The sequence below is a fragment of the Streptomyces kurssanovii genome, assembly GCF_040677245.1.
Taxonomy (GTDB): domain Bacteria; phylum Actinomycetota; class Actinomycetes; order Streptomycetales; family Streptomycetaceae; genus Streptomyces; species Streptomyces kurssanovii.
Window position 1 is genome coordinate 1 of sequence record NZ_JBFAQK010000070.1, and the last position, 15,932, is coordinate 15,932.

12 protein-coding genes are annotated in these 15,932 nt (G+C 70.2%); 5 read left to right on the forward strand and 7 right to left on the reverse strand.

Going from position 1 to position 15,932, the window contains the following annotated elements; genetic code table 11:
• The first annotated feature begins 243 nt into the window (after positions 1-243).
• The 3 genes from AB0K36_RS30825 to nirD are packed head-to-tail and all read left to right on the forward strand — an operon-like array spanning position 244 to position 4,398.
• A complete protein-coding gene (locus AB0K36_RS30825) occupies positions 244-1,440 on the forward strand; it encodes an NAD(P)/FAD-dependent oxidoreductase (RefSeq protein ID WP_364600541.1) in 1,197 nt (398 codons plus the stop codon).
• On the forward strand, positions 1,427-4,042 hold the full coding sequence (gene nirB / locus AB0K36_RS30830) for a nitrite reductase large subunit NirB (protein WP_435877971.1): 2,616 nt from the start codon (positions 1,427-1,429) through the stop codon (positions 4,040-4,042). The genes AB0K36_RS30825 and nirB overlap by 14 nt, the downstream gene beginning before the upstream one ends.
• The gene (gene nirD, locus AB0K36_RS30835) at positions 4,039-4,398 is read left to right on the forward strand and encodes a nitrite reductase small subunit NirD (RefSeq protein WP_189468050.1); all 360 of its coding nucleotides are present in this window, start codon (positions 4,039-4,041) and stop codon (positions 4,396-4,398) included. Before nirB ends, nirD begins: the two co-directional genes overlap by 4 nt.
• 137 nt (positions 4,399-4,535) lie before the next feature.
• On the opposite strand, the gene AB0K36_RS30840 is transcribed toward nirD, so the two are convergent.
• On the reverse strand, positions 4,536-4,958 hold the full coding sequence (locus AB0K36_RS30840; RefSeq protein ID WP_364600545.1) for a VOC family protein: 423 nt from the start codon (positions 4,956-4,958) through the stop codon (positions 4,536-4,538).
• A 247-nt stretch (positions 4,959-5,205) separates the two neighbouring features.
• Here AB0K36_RS30840 and AB0K36_RS30845 point away from each other — a divergent pair, with 247 nt between their 5' ends.
• Positions 5,206-6,363, forward strand: coding sequence for an alkaline phosphatase PhoX (locus tag AB0K36_RS30845; RefSeq protein WP_364600547.1), 1,158 nt, complete (start codon positions 5,206-5,208; stop codon positions 6,361-6,363).
• On the opposite strand, the gene AB0K36_RS30850 is transcribed toward AB0K36_RS30845, so the two are convergent.
• The 3 genes from AB0K36_RS30850 to dusB all read right to left on the reverse strand — a co-directional run bounded on the left by AB0K36_RS30850 (position 6,329) and on the right by dusB (position 12,170).
• Positions 6,329-7,354: an ArsR/SmtB family transcription factor gene (locus tag AB0K36_RS30850; protein ID WP_364600549.1), complete on the reverse strand. Its 1,026-nt coding sequence runs from the start codon at positions 7,352-7,354 to the stop codon at positions 6,329-6,331. The two genes, AB0K36_RS30845 and AB0K36_RS30850, sit on opposite strands and share 35 nt — an antisense overlap.
• 559 nt (positions 7,355-7,913) lie before the next feature.
• Complete coding sequence (gene ppdK, locus AB0K36_RS30855; protein ID WP_189468042.1) at positions 7,914-10,625, reverse strand: pyruvate, phosphate dikinase; 2,712 nt, start codon at positions 10,623-10,625, stop codon at positions 7,914-7,916.
• Positions 10,626-11,018: 393 nt separating this feature from the next.
• Positions 11,019-12,170, reverse strand: coding sequence for a tRNA dihydrouridine synthase DusB (dusB, locus tag AB0K36_RS30860; protein ID WP_364600551.1), 1,152 nt, complete (start codon positions 12,168-12,170; stop codon positions 11,019-11,021).
• Positions 12,171-12,223: 53 nt separating this feature from the next.
• On the opposite strand from dusB, the gene AB0K36_RS30865 reads away from it, so the two are divergent.
• On the forward strand, positions 12,224-13,696 hold the full coding sequence (locus AB0K36_RS30865) for an MFS transporter (RefSeq protein WP_364600553.1): 1,473 nt from the start codon (positions 12,224-12,226) through the stop codon (positions 13,694-13,696).
• A gap of 97 nt (positions 13,697-13,793) precedes the next feature.
• Here the strand turns inward: AB0K36_RS30865 and AB0K36_RS30870 are convergent, their stop codons facing one another.
• From AB0K36_RS30870 to AB0K36_RS30880, 3 genes are all read right to left on the reverse strand, one after another.
• Positions 13,794-14,030: a DUF6243 family protein gene (locus AB0K36_RS30870; protein ID WP_364600555.1), complete on the reverse strand. Its 237-nt coding sequence runs from the start codon at positions 14,028-14,030 to the stop codon at positions 13,794-13,796.
• A gap of 177 nt (positions 14,031-14,207) precedes the next feature.
• Positions 14,208-14,420, reverse strand: coding sequence for a hypothetical protein (locus AB0K36_RS30875; RefSeq protein WP_189468034.1), 213 nt, complete (start codon positions 14,418-14,420; stop codon positions 14,208-14,210).
• Between the two features lie 109 nt (positions 14,421-14,529).
• On the reverse strand, positions 14,530-15,912 hold the full coding sequence (locus tag AB0K36_RS30880; RefSeq protein WP_364600557.1) for a glycine--tRNA ligase: 1,383 nt from the start codon (positions 15,910-15,912) through the stop codon (positions 14,530-14,532).
• Between the last annotated feature and the right edge of the window lie 20 nt (positions 15,913-15,932).

Here is a 15,932-nt window from a genome sequence, read left to right on the forward strand (position 1 = left end):
GTCATCGAGCTGGCGTCGTTCCAGCCGTTCACGCAGATCCAGCGGGACTTCCTGAACCAGATCGCCGAGATGATCGCGACGAGCGTCAACACGATAGGGGCGGGGTGGGGAAACGCCCGCCGCAGGCGCAAGCCGGCCCGGCCCGGCGCCTCACAGGCACCCCGCGGCGGCGCTGAGCGCAGCGTTCCCCGTGGGAAACAGAAGGGAACCTGCCGGGTAACACCGCCGACGCACGCTGCTTGCATGACTTCGGAGATCGTGGTGATCGGCGGCGGGACGGCAGGCGCGCGGCTCGCGCGTCAGCTCGGCGCGGGCGCCCGCGTCACGGTCCTCGGCGAGGAGACGCACGCGCCCTACAACCGGGTGCTGCTCGCGGAGGTGCTCGCGGGGCGCTACGGCCCCGAGGTGATCGCGCTGCCCGAGGTGCCGGTGCGCCGCGGTGTGCGGGCGACCTCCGTAGACCGGGACCGGCGGCTCGTGCACTGCGCGGACGGCACGTCCGTGGCATACGACCGCCTGGTGCTGGCGACCGGCTCCAACCCGGTGCTGCCGCCCCTGCGCGGACTCGGGCCCGGCCTCCCCGACGGCGTCCATCCGTTCCGTACCCTCGACGACTGCGCGGCGCTGTCCGCCGCGGTCCGACCGGGGACGCGGGCGGTGGTCGTCGGCGGCGGGCTGCTGGGTGTCTCCGCGGCCCGGGCGCTCGCCACCCGGGGCGCGAAGGTGGTGCTGGCCCAGCAGGGCGAGCACCTCATGGAGCGCCAGCTGGACACCTCCGCCTCCGCTCTGCTGCGGGCGCACCTGGAGCTCCTCGGCGTCGAGGTGCACACCGAGTGCCGGGTGCGCGGTCTGCGGACCACCGCCGACGGGGCCGTCGGCGCCGTGGTCCTGGCGGACGGCTTCGCGCTGGACGCCGAGATCGTGGTGCTGGCCTGCGGGGTGCGTCCCCGTGTCGGTCTGGCGGTCGACGCCGGGCTCGAGGTGCGGCGCGGCATCGTCGTCGACGACGAACTGCGCACCTCCGACCCGTACATCCACGCCATCGGCGACTGCGCCGAGCACGACGGCGTCGTGCACGGGCTGGCGGGCCCGGCGCTGGAGCAGGCCGATGTGCTGGCCGCGGTGCTCCGCGCCGAGGGAGCCCGCTACACCGGCACCCGGGCACTGACCCGGCTCACACTCGCCTCCACCACGAGCCCGTTCGACCTGGCCGCTTTCGGCGACCCGACCCCCCGCCCGGGGGACGACGTCGTCCAGCTCGCCGACGCCACCCGGGGCGCGTACCGCAAGGTCGTCGTCCGCGGGGACCGGCTCGTCGGCGGCGTACTGCTCGGGGATCTCGCCTCCGTCGGCGCGCTCGCCCGGGCCTGGGAGGGCGACGAGGCCCTGCCGGACTCCCTCCCCCTGCTCCACCTGCTCACCGATGATGGAGGCCTCTGACATGGCTGCGAAGTCCACTCCCGCGTCCACTCCCACGATCGTGGTCGTCGGCCACGGAATGGTCGGCCAGCGGTTCCTGGAGGCCCTCGCCGAGCGCGGCGTCACCGAGCGGGCACGCGTCGTCGTGCTGTGCGAGGAGCCCCGTCCCGCCTACGACCGGGTGCGTCTGACCTCGTACTTCTCCGGGAACACGCCTGACGACCTGTCGATGGTCGAGGACGGTTTCATGGCGGAGCACGGCATCGAGCTGCACCTGGACGACCCCGCGGAGACCATCGACACGACCACACGCACCGTCACCTCCCGCGCCGGGCTGTCCCTGACGTACGACACGCTCGTGATGGCCACCGGCTCGTACCCGTTCGTGCCGCCGGTGCCGGGCAAGGACGCGGAAGGGTGCTTCGTCTACCGCACCATCGAGGACCTGCTCGCGATCGAGGAGTACGCGAAGACGGCCCGCGTCGGCGCGGTCGTCGGCGGCGGTCTGCTCGGGCTGGAGGCGGCGGGCGCGCTCAAGGGTCTCGGTCTCCAGACGCACGTCGTCGAGTTCGCGCCGCGGCTGATGCCGGTACAGGTCGACGAGGGCGGCGGCGCGGCGCTGCTGCGCACGATCGAGAACATGGGCCTCTCGGTGCACACCGGCGTGGGCACCCAGGAGGTCCTCGCCGGCGAGAGCGGCGCCGTCAACGGCATGGCGCTGTCCGACGGTTCGAAGCTCGCCACCGACCTGGTGGTCTTCTCGGCGGGCGTACGGCCCCGGGACCAGCTCGCCCGTGAGGCCGGCCTCGCGGTCGGCGAGCGCGGCGGCATCATCGTGGACGAGCAGTGCCGCACCTCCGACCCGGCGGTCTTCGCGATCGGCGAGTGCGCGCTGGCCTCGGACGGCCGGGTGTACGGCCTGGTGGCCCCCGGCTACGAGATGGCCGAGGCGGTGGCGGATGTGATCGACGGCGGCACGCGGTCCTTCACCGGCGCCGACACCTCGACGAAGCTGAAGCTCCTCGGCGTGGACGTGGCCTCGTTCGGTGACGCGCACGGCGCGGCCTACGGATGCCTGGACGTCGTGTACTCGGACTCGCGCGCCGGCGTCTACAAGAAGCTGGTCGTCGACGGCGAGGGCACGCTGCTCGGCGGCATCCTCGTCGGTGACGCGGAGTCGTACGGCACCCTGCGGGCGCTGACCGGCAGTGTGCCGCCCGTCTCCCCGGAGCAGCTGGTGCTGCCCGCCGGCGCGGGCGCGCCGGCCGCGCTCGGGCCGTCCGCGCTGCCCGACGAGGCCGTGATCTGCTCCTGCCACAACGTCACCAAGGGCACGATCCGCGGCGCGGTCACCGAGCACTCCTGCACCACCGTGCCGGAGGTCAAGAAGTGCACCAAGGCCGGTACCGGCTGCGGCAGTTGCGTCAAGGTGCTCGGCCAGCTCGTCAACGCCGAGCTGGAGGCGTCCGGCGTCGAGGTCGACAAGGGCCTGTGCGGCTGCTTCGGCCAGACCCGCCAGGAGCTGTACGAGATCGTCCGCGCCCTGCGCGTCACCTCGTACCAGCAACTGCTGGACTCGCACGGCCGGGAGGCGGCCCGCGGCGGCAACGGCTGCGAGATCTGCAAGCCGACCGTCGGCTCGATCATCGCGTCGCTGGCGCCGTCGATCGGAGCGAGCGGCTATGTGCTGGAGGGCGAGCAGGCGGCGCTCCAGGACACCAACGACCACTTCCTCGCCAATCTGCAGAAGAACGGCTCGTACTCGATCGTGCCGCGCATCCCCGGCGGCGAGATCACCCCGGAGAAGCTGATCGTCATCGGCGAGGTGGCCCGCGACTTCGGCCTCTACACGAAGATCACCGGCGGTCAGCGGATCGACCTGTTCGGGGCGCGGGTGGACCAGCTGCCGCAGATCTGGGCCCGGCTGGTGGACGCGGGCTTCGAGTCCGGCCACGCGTACGGCAAGGCGCTGCGGACCGTGAAGTCCTGTGTGGGGCAGACCTGGTGCCGCTACGGCGTCCAGGACTCGGTGCGGATGGCCATCGACCTGGAGCTGCGCTACCGGGGCCTGCGCTCGCCGCACAAGCTGAAGTCGGCGGTCTCCGGCTGCCAGCGCGAGTGCGCGGAGGCCCAGTCCAAGGACTTCGGCGTGATCGCCACGGCCAACGGCTGGAACCTGTACGTGGGCGGCAACGGCGGCGCCACCCCGCGCCACGCGGACCTGCTCGCCCAGGACCTGTCCGACGCCGAACTGGTGCGTCTGATCGACCGGTTCCTGATGTTCTACATCCGTACCGCAGACCGGCTGGAGCGCACCTCGACCTGGCTGGAGCGCATCGAGGGCGGCCTGGACCACGTACGTGACGTGGTCGTGCACGACTCCCTCGGCATCTGCGCCGAGCTGGAGTCGCTGATGGCCGACCATGTCGCCGGCTACCGCGACGAGTGGGCCGAGACGCTGAACGACCCCGAGCGGCTGCTGCGGTTCGTGTCGTTCGTCAACGCGCCCGACACCCCGGACCCGACGGTGAAGTTCGTGCCCGAGCGCGACCAGGTCAAGCCCGATCTGCCGCTGCTGTCCATCCGTTCGCTCGAAGAGACCCTGGAAGGTGCCGCCCGATGACCGCGACGACCCTCGCCCCCGCCACGACGGAGGTCCTGATCCAGCTCCGGCCCGCCGACGAGTGGCTGGCGGTGTGCCCCCTGTCCCGGCTCACGCCGGGACGCGGAGTGGCCGCCCTGCTGCCGGACGGCCGCCAGGTGGCGCTGTTCCTGGACCGCGACGGCGTCCCGTACGCGATCGACAACCGTGACCCGTTCACCGGGGCGCAGGTTCTCGCGCGCGGTCTGGTCGGCTCCGCGGCCGGCCGGCCCTTCGTCGCCTCGCCGCTGCTCAAGCAGCGCTTCGACCTGTCGACCGGGCGCTGCCTGGACGACGAGTCGGTGGCGGTGACGGCGTACGAGGTACGGGCGGCCTGAGGGGGCACCTCCCACGGCCGCCAGGCCGTAGGGGGACTCCCGTACCACTCCCCGACTCCGCTCACGCGTCGTCTGTCACTGCCCTGACCTTCGCGACGCGTGAGCGGCCGGTCTCCCCGGCGACGGCGGACGCGGCGTCACTCGCCCTCCGCCGTCGCCTTCTGCATCGCCTCGACGTCCATCCAGACGACCTCCCACAGGTGGTGGTCGGGGTCCTGGAAGGAACGGCCGTACATGAAGCCGTAGTCCTGGGGGTCGTTGGACGGCGAGCCGCCGGAGGCGAGGGCGGCGTCCACCAGCTCGTCGACCTTCTCCCGGCTGTCGGCGCTCAGGGCGAGGATGACCTCCGTGCTGGTGGCGGAGTCGGCGATGTCCTTCTTGGTGAAGTCCTTGAAGCGCGCCTCGGTCAGCAGCATCGCGAAGACGGTGTCGCTGAAGACCAGGCAGGCCCCGGACTCGTCGCTGAACTGCGGGTTGAAGGAGTAGCCCAGCTTGCCCCAGAAGGCCTTGCTGGCCTCGAGGTCCTTCACGGGCAGGTTCACGAAGATCATCTGAGCCATGGCTGTCTCTTTCCCTCTCTGTGCCCCGCGTGCTGCGCGGTGCGGTGCTGTCCGGTGCGTTCGAAGGGGTAGACGGACGGGGCCGCCGTGATTCATCGGTGCCGGGCGGGGAATTTTCTTGGAGCACGACCACCGCGGCCATCCCGCGTTGCACCGGGCGTCACCCGCCCGTCCTAGGTTCCTTCTCCGCGCGACCCCGTGGCGCCGGCCGGTGTCACGGGGCGGTCATCCCACCCTGGAGTGACAAGTGGAACGTCGCAGCTTCCTGCGCGGAGCCGTCGTCGGTACATCGGCGGCGGCCTTCGGCTTCACGTTGTGGCAGGGCGCCGCCTCGGCGGCACCGGCCCAGCCCGGCCCCGGCCCCTACGGAGCGCTCGGCCCGGCGGACGCGAACGGCATCCAGCTGCCGGCCGGCTTCACCAGCCGGGTGATCGCCCGATCCGGTCAGCGGGTCGGCTCCACCTCGTACACCTGGCACAACGCCCCTGACGGCGGTGCCTGCTTCGCCGACGGCGCCGGCTGGATCTACGTCTCCAACTCGGAGATCTCCTCGACCGGCGGTGCCGGTGCGATCAGGTTCAACTCGTCCGGCGGCATCACCGGTGCGTACCGCATCCTGTCCAACACCAACCGCAACTGCGCCGGCGGGGCCACTCCCTGGAACACCTGGCTGTCCTGCGAGGAGGTCAGCACCGGCTACGTCTACGAGACCGACCCGTGGGGCGTGAATCCGGCTGTCCGCCGCGCCGCGATGGGCCGCTTCAACCACGAGGCGGCCGCGGCCGACCCGGTCCGCAAGGTGATCTACCTGACGGAGGACGCGTCGGACGGCTGCCTCTACCGGTTCGTGCCCACCACCTGGGGCAACCTCTCCTCCGGCACGCTCCAGGTCCTCAAGGCCGGCACGGCGACGTCCGGCAGCTTCACCTGGGCGACCGTGCCGGACCCCGACGGCTCGCCGACACCCACCCGCGACCAGGTGTCCGGCGCCAAGCTGTTCAACGGCGGCGAGGGCTGTCACTACGCGAACGACACGGTGTGGTTCACCACCAAGGGCGACAACCGGCTCTGGCAGCTGAACCTCCTCTCGAGCACCTACGAGCTCGCCTACGACGACTCGCTCGTCACCGGCACCGCGCCGCTCACGGGCGTCGACAACGTCACCGGCGCCGCTTCCGGCGATCTGTTCGTCGCGGAGGACGGCGGCAACATGGAGATCTGTGTGATCACTCCGGCCGACGTCGTCGCGCCCTTCCTCCGGGTGAACGGCCAGTCCTCCTCGGAGATCTGCGGCCCGGCCTTCTCCCCCGACGGCAGGCGGCTGTACTTCTCCAGCCAGCGCGGCACCAGCGGCAGCTCTTCGGGCGGCATCACCTACGAGGTGACGGGGCCGTTCCGCGCATAGCGAGCTCGGGCTCCGGTGTGGCGCCGCCGCGCAGCAGGGCGGCGCCCAGCGGGGTGAGCGTGTGCAGTACCGCGTTGCCGTGGCGCAGCGTCACCACCAGCCCGGCCTCCCGCAGCACGGCGGCGTGCTGGCTCGCGGAGGCCAGCGAGACGCCGGCCCTGCGGGCCAGTTCGCTGGTCGTGCAGCCGCCGCGGATGGCCTGGAGGACCGCGGAGCGCGTATGCCCCACCAGGCGCCCGAGCGAGGCGCCCGTCACGTCTCCCGCGGCCTGCTCGCAGCTGTGCGAGACCGGGTAGACGAGCACCGGCGGCAGCGACGTGTCGCGCAGGACCACCGGTGTCCCCCGGCAGAAGAACGACGGCTGGAGCAGCAGTCCGCGCCCGTCCAGGTGCAGTTCACGGTCGACGGGATAGTCGGCCTCCAGTACGGGTGAGCGCCAGCGCAGCACCGGCGGCAGGGAGGCGAGCAGTTCGCCCGCGCCGCCGTCGAGGAGCGCTCGGCCGCGCACGGCGCGGTCGGCCTCCACGCGGCCCTGGATGTGGGTCCAGTAGGGCTCCACGGCCGCGTGGTAGTACGCCCGCAGGGCGGCGACGAGCCGGGCGACGGACTCGGCCCTGCCTTCCGCGAGGGACGCCAGCCGGCCGGGCAGGGAGCGCAGCGGCGAGCGGTGGGCGGCGGCGAGGGCCACCTCGGTGTGCAGCCGCGCCGGGGGTGTGGCCCGCAGCGCCTCGAGGCCCGTGTCGAGCCCTTCGCTGCCCTCCGCGGGGGTGAGGAAATCCGGGAAATAGCCCCGCTGGGGAACGAGCGCGGAGAGCAGTCGTGTTTCACCTTTCAACCGCGTTCGTGCTTGGGAACGCCATTCCCCGAAGACCAGAGCGCCCCTTCGGTCACGCAATCGGTGAAAACTGAGAATCGATTCCCACAACGCGTCGGGCCTGGCGGCCATCCGCACGCGCGCCAGATCGTCCGCATTGAAATGAATACGAAGCACCGAACCCCCACTGTTGCAACCGCAATCGCCCCCATCACTGAGTATGCATGCAATCACAGGTTGTTACCACGGTGTTTCAGCCACAGTTGAAACGCCTCGCGGGTCCTGGGGGGCAACCGAAAAGCTGTACGACGTCGGGCATGAAACCTACTTCACCGATGTGACGCAGCGAGGACCGTGGGGGGCTTTGCGCGTCCGGCGGCGGTGATGGAGGTTGCGGCTCCGTGTCCGGCACGGGTAATGGAGCGCGGTCGGTGGGTGGGGATCCGCCGGCCGCGCTCCGTCCGTTGTATCCGGCGCGAAACAGAAGAAATTTGTTTGAATGTCAATCAGCGAAGGTTGACTGATCCGCGATTCAACTGACTTCCGGTTCAACAAGGGCCCCGTGAGCGCCGGTGCGACAAGGCCCCGGGCATGCAGAAGGGGCGGGCGCCCCGCACAGGCGCCCGCCCCTTCTCTGTGGGTCCGGAGCCGCCACCGGGTAGCCGGTGAGGGTCGGGGTACCGGGCTCCGGGGTTCGTGCCCCGGCCCCGGTGACGACCCCGGAGTCTGATGGTCCCTAGCGGGAGTCGCTGCCCGTCGAACGGACCGCCGCGGCGCGGCCCGCCTCCAGCCGCGCCACCGGGATGCGGAACGGCGAGCAGGACACGTAGTCCAGACCCACCTCGTGGAAGAAGTGCACCGACTCGGGGTCGCCGCCGTGCTCGCCGCAGACGCCGAGCTTGAGGTCGGGCCGGGTGGCCCGGCCGGCCTCCACCGCGCTGCGGACGAGGGAGCCGACGCCGTCCTTGTCGATGGTCTCGAACGGGGAGACCCCGAAGATGCCCTTCTCCAGGTACGCGGTGAAGAAGCTGGCCTCCACGTCGTCGCGGGAGAAGCCCCACACGGTCTGGGTGAGGTCGTTGGTGCCGAAGGAGAAGAACTCGGCGGCCTCGGCGATCTGCCCGGCGGTCAGCGCGGCGCGCGGCAGCTCGATCATCGTGCCGAGCGCCAGCTTCAGGTCGATACCGGTCTGCTGCCGCACCTCGGCGATGACCTGCTCGGCCTCCTCGCGGACGATCTCCAGCTCCTGGACGGTGCCGACGAGCGGGATCATGATCTCGGCGCGCGGGTCGCCCTTGGCCTCGATGCGCTGCGCCGCGGCCTCGGCGATCGCCCGGACCTGCATGGTGAACAGGCCGGGGATGACGAGCCCGAGGCGTACGCCGCGCAGGCCCAGCATCGGGTTCTGCTCGTGCAGCCGGTGCACGGCCTGGAGCAGACGCAGGTCGTTCTCGTTGTGGTCCTTGCGGGCCTCGGCGAGGGCGACGCGCACCGACAGCTCGGTGATGTCCGGCAGGAACTCGTGCAGCGGCGGGTCGAGCAGACGCACCGTCACCGGCAGTCCGTCCATCGCCTCGAACAGCTCGACGAAGTCCTGCTTCTGCTGCGGCAGCAGCGCCCGCAGGGCCTCCTCGCGCTCGTCGTCGGTGTCCGCGAGGATCAGCTTCTCGACCATCTCGCGGCGCTCGCCGAGGAACATGTGCTCGGTACGGCACAGGCCGATGCCCTGGGCGCCGAAGCGGCGGGCGCGCAGCGCGTCCTCGGCGTTGTCGGCGTTCGCCCGCACGCGCAGCCGGCGTACCCGGTCCGCGTAGGCCATGATCCGGTGGACGGCCTGGACGAGCTCGTCGGCGTCGTCGGCGCCGGCGTGCATGCGGCCCTCGAAGTACTCGACGACCGGGGAGGGCACGACGGGCACCTCACCCTTGTAGACCCTGCCGGTGGAGCCGTCGACGGAGACGACGTCGCCCTCCTCGATGACGGTGCCGTTCACCGTCATCCGGCGGCGCTTGGTGTCGACCTCGAGCTCCTCGGCGCCGCAGACACAGGTCTTGCCCATGCCGCGGGCGACGACCGCCGCGTGCGAGGTCTTGCCGCCGCGGGAGGTCAGGATGCCCTCGGCGGCGATCATGCCGTCCAGGTCGTCCGGGTTGGTCTCACGGCGGATGAGGATGACCTTCTCGCCGGAGCGCGACCACTTGACCGCGGTGTAGGAGTCGAAGACGGCCTTGCCGACGGCCGCGCCCGGGGAGGCGGCGATGCCGCGCCCGAGCAGTTCCGTCTTCGCCTTCTCGTCGAAGCGCGGGAACATCAGCTGCGCGAGCTGGGCGCCGTTGACGCGCTGGAGCGCCTCGGCCTCGTCGATCAGGCCCTGGTCGACGAGCTGGGTGGCGATGCGGAAGGCGGCGCCGGCGGTGCGCTTGCCGACGCGGGTCTGCAGCATCCACAGCTGACCGCGCTCGATGGTGAACTCGATGTCGCAGAGATCCTTGTAGTGGTTCTCCAGCGTCTCCATGATCTGCATCAGCTGGTCGTACGACTTCTTGTCGATCGACTCGAGGTCGGCCAGCGGCACGGTGTTGCGGATACCGGCGACGACGTCCTCGCCCTGCGCGTTCTGCAGGTAGTCGCCGTAGACGCCCTGGTGGCCGGAGGCGGGGTCGCGGGTGAAGGCGACGCCGGTGCCGGAGTCGGGGCCGAGGTTGCCGAAGACCATGGAGCAGATGTTGACGGCCGTGCCGAGGTCGCCGGGGATGCGCTCCTGGCGGCGGTAGAGCTTGGCCCGGTCCGTGTTCCACGACTCGAAGACCGAGCAGATCGCGAGGTCCATCTGCTCACGCGGGTCCTGCGGGAAGTCGCGGCCGGCCTCGGCCTTGACGATCTTCTTGAACTGCTTGACGAGCTTCTTCAGGTCGGCGGCGTCGAGGTCGGTGTCGACGGTGACCTTCTTGGCGGCCTTGGCCTCGTCGAGGGCGTCCTCGAAGAGCTCGCCGTCGACGCCCAGCACGGTCTTGCCGAACATCTGGATGAGGCGGCGGTAGGAGTCCCACGCGAAGCGCTCGTCGCCGGCCTGCTGGGCGAGTCCCGCGACCGACTCGTCGGAGAGGCCGATGTTGAGGACGGTGTCCATCATGCCGGGCATGGAGAACTTGGCGCCCGAACGTACGGAGACCAGAAGGGGGTTGTCGGCCTGGCCGAGCTTCTTGCCCATCGTCTGCTCGAGGGCGTCGAGGTGCGCACTCACCTCGTCGCGCAGCTCGGCCGGCTCTTCGCCGCTCTCGAGGTAGACCTTGCAGGCCTCGGTGGTGATCGTGAAGCCCGGAGGGACCGGCAGACCGAGGTTGGTCATCTCGGCGAGGTTGGCACCCTTGCCGCCGAGGAGGTCCTTGAGCTCTTTGTTGCCCTCGGTGAAGTCGTAGACGAACTTCTGATCTTTGTTTTCCGACACGGGTCTCGACTCCTCGAGGACTCGGTGGCTGCCCTGACGGCGAGGAACATACCCAGATCGAAGGCGTCTGGGTACGTCCACTTGCCCGTCATACGGCCTTAACCACTCGTCCGCCAGCCAATCGAAAGTGCTCGGAGGCGAGGAAGGTGGAGACCCTTCACTTCAACTCCTGAATGAATGATCACTTCCCGCATTCGCCGGACGGCACACAACTACGCAGAGTCACAAGTCACTCCATGCCTCAAAAGCCAAAAGGGTGGCACTGAGTGCCACCCTTTGAGAGATGCAGCCGCTCGGATTTCGCTCATCTGAGCGCACCCCCTATCAGGGGTGGCGAGAATCACGCCTTCCGGGGCACCGGAATTCCATCATCCGGACCGCATCCGCCACCGGTCAGCCACCGGAAGTGTCCAGCTCGGCGTCCGCTCCGACACCCGCGCAGTCGTACGGATCCCTGAGCCAGCCGTCCGGCAGCACCACCCGGTTGTTGCCCGATGTACGCCCGCGGGGGCCGTCCGCGCCCGCCGGCCACGGCTGGTCCAGGTCGAGCTCGCTCAACTGAGCGCCCAGCTCGTCCAGCGACGAGGTGATCGCGAGCTTCTTGCGCATCTCGGAGCCGACGGCGAAGCCCTTCAGGTACCAGGCCACGTGCTTACGGAAGTCGACCACTCCGCGCGACTCGTCCCCGATCCACTCCCCCAGCAGCGTCGCGTGCCGCAGCATCACGTCCGCGACCTGGCGCAGTGTCGGCCGCGCGTAGTCGTCGCGCCCCTCGAAGGCCGCCACCAGGTCCGCGAACAGCCATGGCCGGCCCAGGCAGCCGCGGCCGACGACCACGCCGTCACAGCCGGTCTCTCGCACCATCCGCAGGGCGTCGTCCGCGGACCAGATGTCGCCGTTGCCGAGCACCGGGATCTCCGGGACGTGTTCCTTGAGGCGCGCGATCGCCTCCCAGTCCGCGGTGCCGCCGTAGTGCTGCGCCGCCGTGCGTCCGTGCAGGGCGATGGCCGTCACGCCCTCCTCGACCGCGATCCGGCCGGCGTCGAGGTAGGTGATGTGGTCGTCGTCGATGCCCTTGCGCATCTTCATGGTCACCGGCAGGTCGCCCGCGTTGGTGACCGCCTCGTGCAGGATCGCGCGCAGCAGGGGCCGCTTGAACGGGAGGGCGGAGCCACCGCCCTTGCGGGTGACCTTGGGGACGGGGCAGCCGAAGTTCAGGTCGATGTGGTCGGCCAGGTCCTCGTCCACGATCATCCGGACGGCCTTGCCGACGGTGACCGGGTCCACCCCGTACAGCTGGATCGAGCGCGGGGTCTCGGTCTCGTCGAAGTGGATGAGCTGCATCGTCTTCTCGTTGCGCTCGACCAGGGCCCGCGTGGTGATCATCTCGCTGACGAACAGGCCCTTCCCGCCGCTGAACTCCCGGCACAGCGTCCGGAAGGGCGCGTTCGTGATGCCGGCCATGGGAGCGAGGACCACCGGCGGCTGCACGGCGTGCGGACCGATCCGGAGCATGTTCGAGGAAGCGGGGGCGAGCGTGGTCATTCGCCCATTGTCGCGCACTGCCGGGATTGTCGGTCAGCCATACGATTCATCGCATGCCCGAGCTCAGCCACCGGCACCGGATCCTGGTCCTGGCGATCTGCTGTATGAGCCTGCTGATCGTCAGCCTCGACAACACGATCCTCAATGTCGCGCTGCCCTCCCTGCGCCGGGAGATGGACGCCTCGGTCGCCGGGATGCAGTGGGTGATCGACGCCTACACCCTCGTGCTGGCCTCGCTGCTGATGCTCGCCGGTTCCGTCGCGGACCGGGTCGGCCGGCGCAGGGTCTTCATGATCGGGCTCGTGTTCTTCACCCTGGGCTCGCTGCTGTGCTCCCTCGCCCAGAACCTCGAGTCCCTCGTCGCGTTCCGCATGGTGCAGGCGGTGGGCGGTTCCATGCTCAACCCGGTCGCCATGTCGATCATCACCAACACCTTCACCGATCCCCGTGAGCGCGCCCGCGCCATCGGCGTCTGGGGCGGGGTCGTCGGGATCTCCATGGCCGCGGGCCCCCTCGTCGGCGGCCTGCTCGTGGACGGTGTCGGCTGGCGGTCCATCTTCTGGGTCAACCTGCCCGTCGGTCTCGCCGCCCTGCTGCTCACCTGGCGCTACGTGCCCGAGTCCCGTGCCCCGAAGGCCCGCCGCTTCGACCCCGTGGGCCAGCTGCTGGTCGTCGTGCTCCTCGGCTCTCTGACGTACGCGATCATCGAGGCTCCGGTGGCGGGCTGGTCCTCGCCGCTGATCCTCACCCTCGCCGTCGTCGCCGCACTCGCCCTCGCCGGGCTGCTGCGCTACGAGCCGCGTCGCGCCGAGCCGCTCATCGACCTGCGTTTCTTCCACAGCCTGCCGTTCAGCGGGGCGACCGTCATCGCGGTGAGCGCGTTCGCCGCCCTCGGGGGCTTCCTGTTCGTCAACACGCTGTACCTCCAGGACGTCCGCGGTCTGACCGCCCTCCACGCGGGCCTCTACATGCTGCCCATGGCCGGGCTCACGCTCGTCTGCGCGCCCCTTTCGGGGCGGCTGGTGGCCGCGTACGGCCCCCGCCCGTCGCTGCTCGCCGCCGGCATCACGATGACGGCCAGCGGTGTCCTGTTCGCCGCGTTCGAGGCGGAGACCTCCACCTCCCTGCTGTTCACCGGCTACGTCCTCTTCGGCCTCGGCTTCGGGCTCGTCAACGCCCCGATCACCAACACGGCCGTCTCCGGGATGCCCCGTGCCCAGGCCGGAGTGGCGGCGGCGGTCGCCTCGACGAGCCGGCAGATCGGCCAGACACTCGGTGTCGCCGTGATCGGCGCGGTGCTCGCCGCCGGGGTCTCCGCCTCCTCGCACACCGAGGGCTTCGTGGCCGCGAGCCGGCCCGCCTGGTGGATCATCGCCGGCTGCGGTCTGTGCGTGCTCGTGGTCGGCGCGCTCACCAGCGGCCGGCGGGCGCGGGAGTCGGCACGGCGGACGGCGGAACGGCTCGGCGAACCGGAGATCGACCGGATCCCCTCCCGCAAGGACGGCCCGAGCCGGCGCACACGCTGAACGCTCCGGGCGGTGGGCCCCCGGCGAACGGCGGTGGGGCCCGGCGGACATGCGGAAGGGCCCGGACCGCGTGGTGCGGTCCGGGCCCTTCCGTCGATCAGGCCTGCTCCCCCTGCGGGGCGGCGTCCGGCTGCGCGTCCGCGTCCGTCTGCGGCTCGCCTTCCGACCGGTCGGCCTGGGCGCGCTCACGCATCTTGCGCACCAGTTCCTGCTTGTGGTCCTCGGCGGCCCTGCGGTCGGCGTTGCGGGCGGGGCCGCCCGCCTGCTGGTCGGCGCGGGACAGCTTCTTGCGCTGTCCGCCTACGCCGAGAAGGTTGTTGCGGCTCTTGGCCATGGGGTTCTCCCATTCATGGTGAGAAGTGACTCGGGAAACGTCGGACGGAGGCGGTACGACCGCCGCCCTCTCACTCGTAGATCTGGAAGAACGAAGACATGCCGACGACGGTACCCTGCCGGGCGGGGCGAGGGCATCCGGTTTTCGGGCACATCACACGAAGAAGCGCCGACGGCCTCAGCCGCCGGTCGCGGACGGGTCGACGGTCGCCTGATGGGCCTCCGCGAGATGCTCCTCGGCCTTGAGCCACGGCAGGAACTGCGCGTTCTTGCGCCAGTCGCAGGTGCCGCAGATCAACTGCCGCTGGATGCCCGCCTTTTCGACCCGTACGACGTGTTCGCGTCCGTGCTGGTCCCATCTCTGGACCTTGCTGGTGGTCATGGACGGCATGTGGTGCGCCTCCTGTGCCTGGCCCGCTCGGGGGTACGCGTGGGGCCCAGTGTGCACGAAGCCCCCGGTTCCGTTACCCGGAACCGGGGGCTTCGAACGCGTCGGGCGGTCAGCAGCCCAGCAGGCGGCTGCCCAGGTAGCCCTGGATCTGGTCGAGGGAGACACGCTCCTGCTTCATCGTGTCGCGCTCGCGCACGGTCACCGCGTTGTCGTCGAGGGTGTCGAAGTCGACGGTGACGCAGAACGGGGTGCCGATCTCGTCCTGACGGCGGTAGCGGCGGCCGATGGCGCCCGCGTCGTCGAACTCGATGTTCCAGTTCTTGCGCAGGTCCGCGGCAAGACCCTTGGCCTTCGGCGAGAGCTGCGCGTTGCGGCTCAGCGGCAGGACGGCGACCTTGACCGGCGCGAGGCGCGGGTCGAGGCGCATCACGGCGCGCTTCTCCATGACGCCCTTGGCGTTGGGGGCCTCGTCCTCGTTGTAGGCGTCGAGGAGGAAGGCGAGCATGGCGCGGCCGACACCCGCGGCGGGCTCGATGACATACGGGGTCCAGCGCTCCTGCGCGTCCTGGTCGAAGTAGAGCAGGTCGTTGCCGGACGCCTTGGAGTGGGCCTTCAGGTCGTAGTCGGTGCGGTTGGCGACACCCTCGAGCTCGCCCCACTCGCTGCCGCCGAACTGGAAGCGGTACTCGATGTCGGCGGTGCGCTTGGAGTAGTGGGAGAGCTTCTCCTGCGGGTGCTCGAACCAGCGCATGTTCTCCTCACGCAGGCCCAGGTCGCGGTACCAGTTCCAGCGCTGCTCCATCCAGTACTCGTGCCACTTCTCGTCCTCGCCCGGCTTGACGAAGAACTCCATCTCCATCTGCTCGAACTCGCGGGTGCGGAAGATGAAGTTGCCCGGAGTGATCTCGTTCCGGAAGGACTTGCCCATCTGCGCGATGCCGAACGGCGGCTTCTTGCGCGAGGTCTGCAGCACCTGGCCGAAGTTGGTGAAGATGCCCTGGGCGGTCTCGGGACGCAGGTACGCGACGGAGCCGCTGTCCTGGGTCGGGCCGAGGTGCGTGGAGAGCAGGCCGGAGAACTGCTTGGGCTCGGTGAAGGTGCCCTTGTTGCCGCAGTTGGGGCAGTTCAGGTCGGCGAGGCCGTTCTCGGGGAGGCGGCCGTGCTTCTCCTCGTACGCCTCCTCCAGGTGGTCCGCGCGGTAACGCTTGTGGCAGGAGGTGCACTCGGTGAGCGGGTCGGTGAAGGTGGCGACGTGGCCGGAGGCCTCCCAGACCTCGGTGGCAAGGATCACCGACGAGTCGATACCCACGACGTCCTCGCGCGAGGTGACCATGTAGCGCCACCACTGGCGCTTGATGTTCTCCTTGAGCTCGACACCCAGCGGTCCGTAGTCCCAGGCGGCCTTCTGACCGCCGTAGATCTCGCTGCAGGGGTAGACAAAGCCACGGCGCTTGCTCAGGTTGACGATCGTATCGATCTTGTCGGCGGCCACGGTGCTCTCTTCATTACGAC

Coding starts and splice junctions, on each gene's coding strand:
- AB0K36_RS30825 (WP_364600541.1), top strand. CDS start 244: ATGACTTCGGAGATCGTGGTGATCGGCGGCGGGACGGCAGGCGCGCGG.
- nirB (WP_435877971.1), top strand. CDS start 1,427: ATGGAGGCCTCTGACATGGCTGCGAAGTCCACTCCCGCGTCCACTCCC.
- nirD (WP_189468050.1), top strand. CDS start 4,039: ATGACCGCGACGACCCTCGCCCCCGCCACGACGGAGGTCCTGATCCAG.
- AB0K36_RS30840 (WP_364600545.1), bottom strand. CDS start 4,958: ATGGCTCAGATGATCTTCGTGAACCTGCCCGTGAAGGACCTCGAGGCC.
- dusB (WP_364600551.1), bottom strand. CDS start 12,170: ATGACCACGCTCGCCCCCGCTTCCTCGAACATGCTCCGGATCGGTCCG.
- AB0K36_RS30865 (WP_364600553.1), top strand. CDS start 12,224: ATGCCCGAGCTCAGCCACCGGCACCGGATCCTGGTCCTGGCGATCTGC.
- AB0K36_RS30870 (WP_364600555.1), bottom strand. CDS start 14,030: ATGGCCAAGAGCCGCAACAACCTTCTCGGCGTAGGCGGACAGCGCAAG.
- AB0K36_RS30875 (WP_189468034.1), bottom strand. CDS start 14,420: ATGCCGTCCATGACCACCAGCAAGGTCCAGAGATGGGACCAGCACGGA.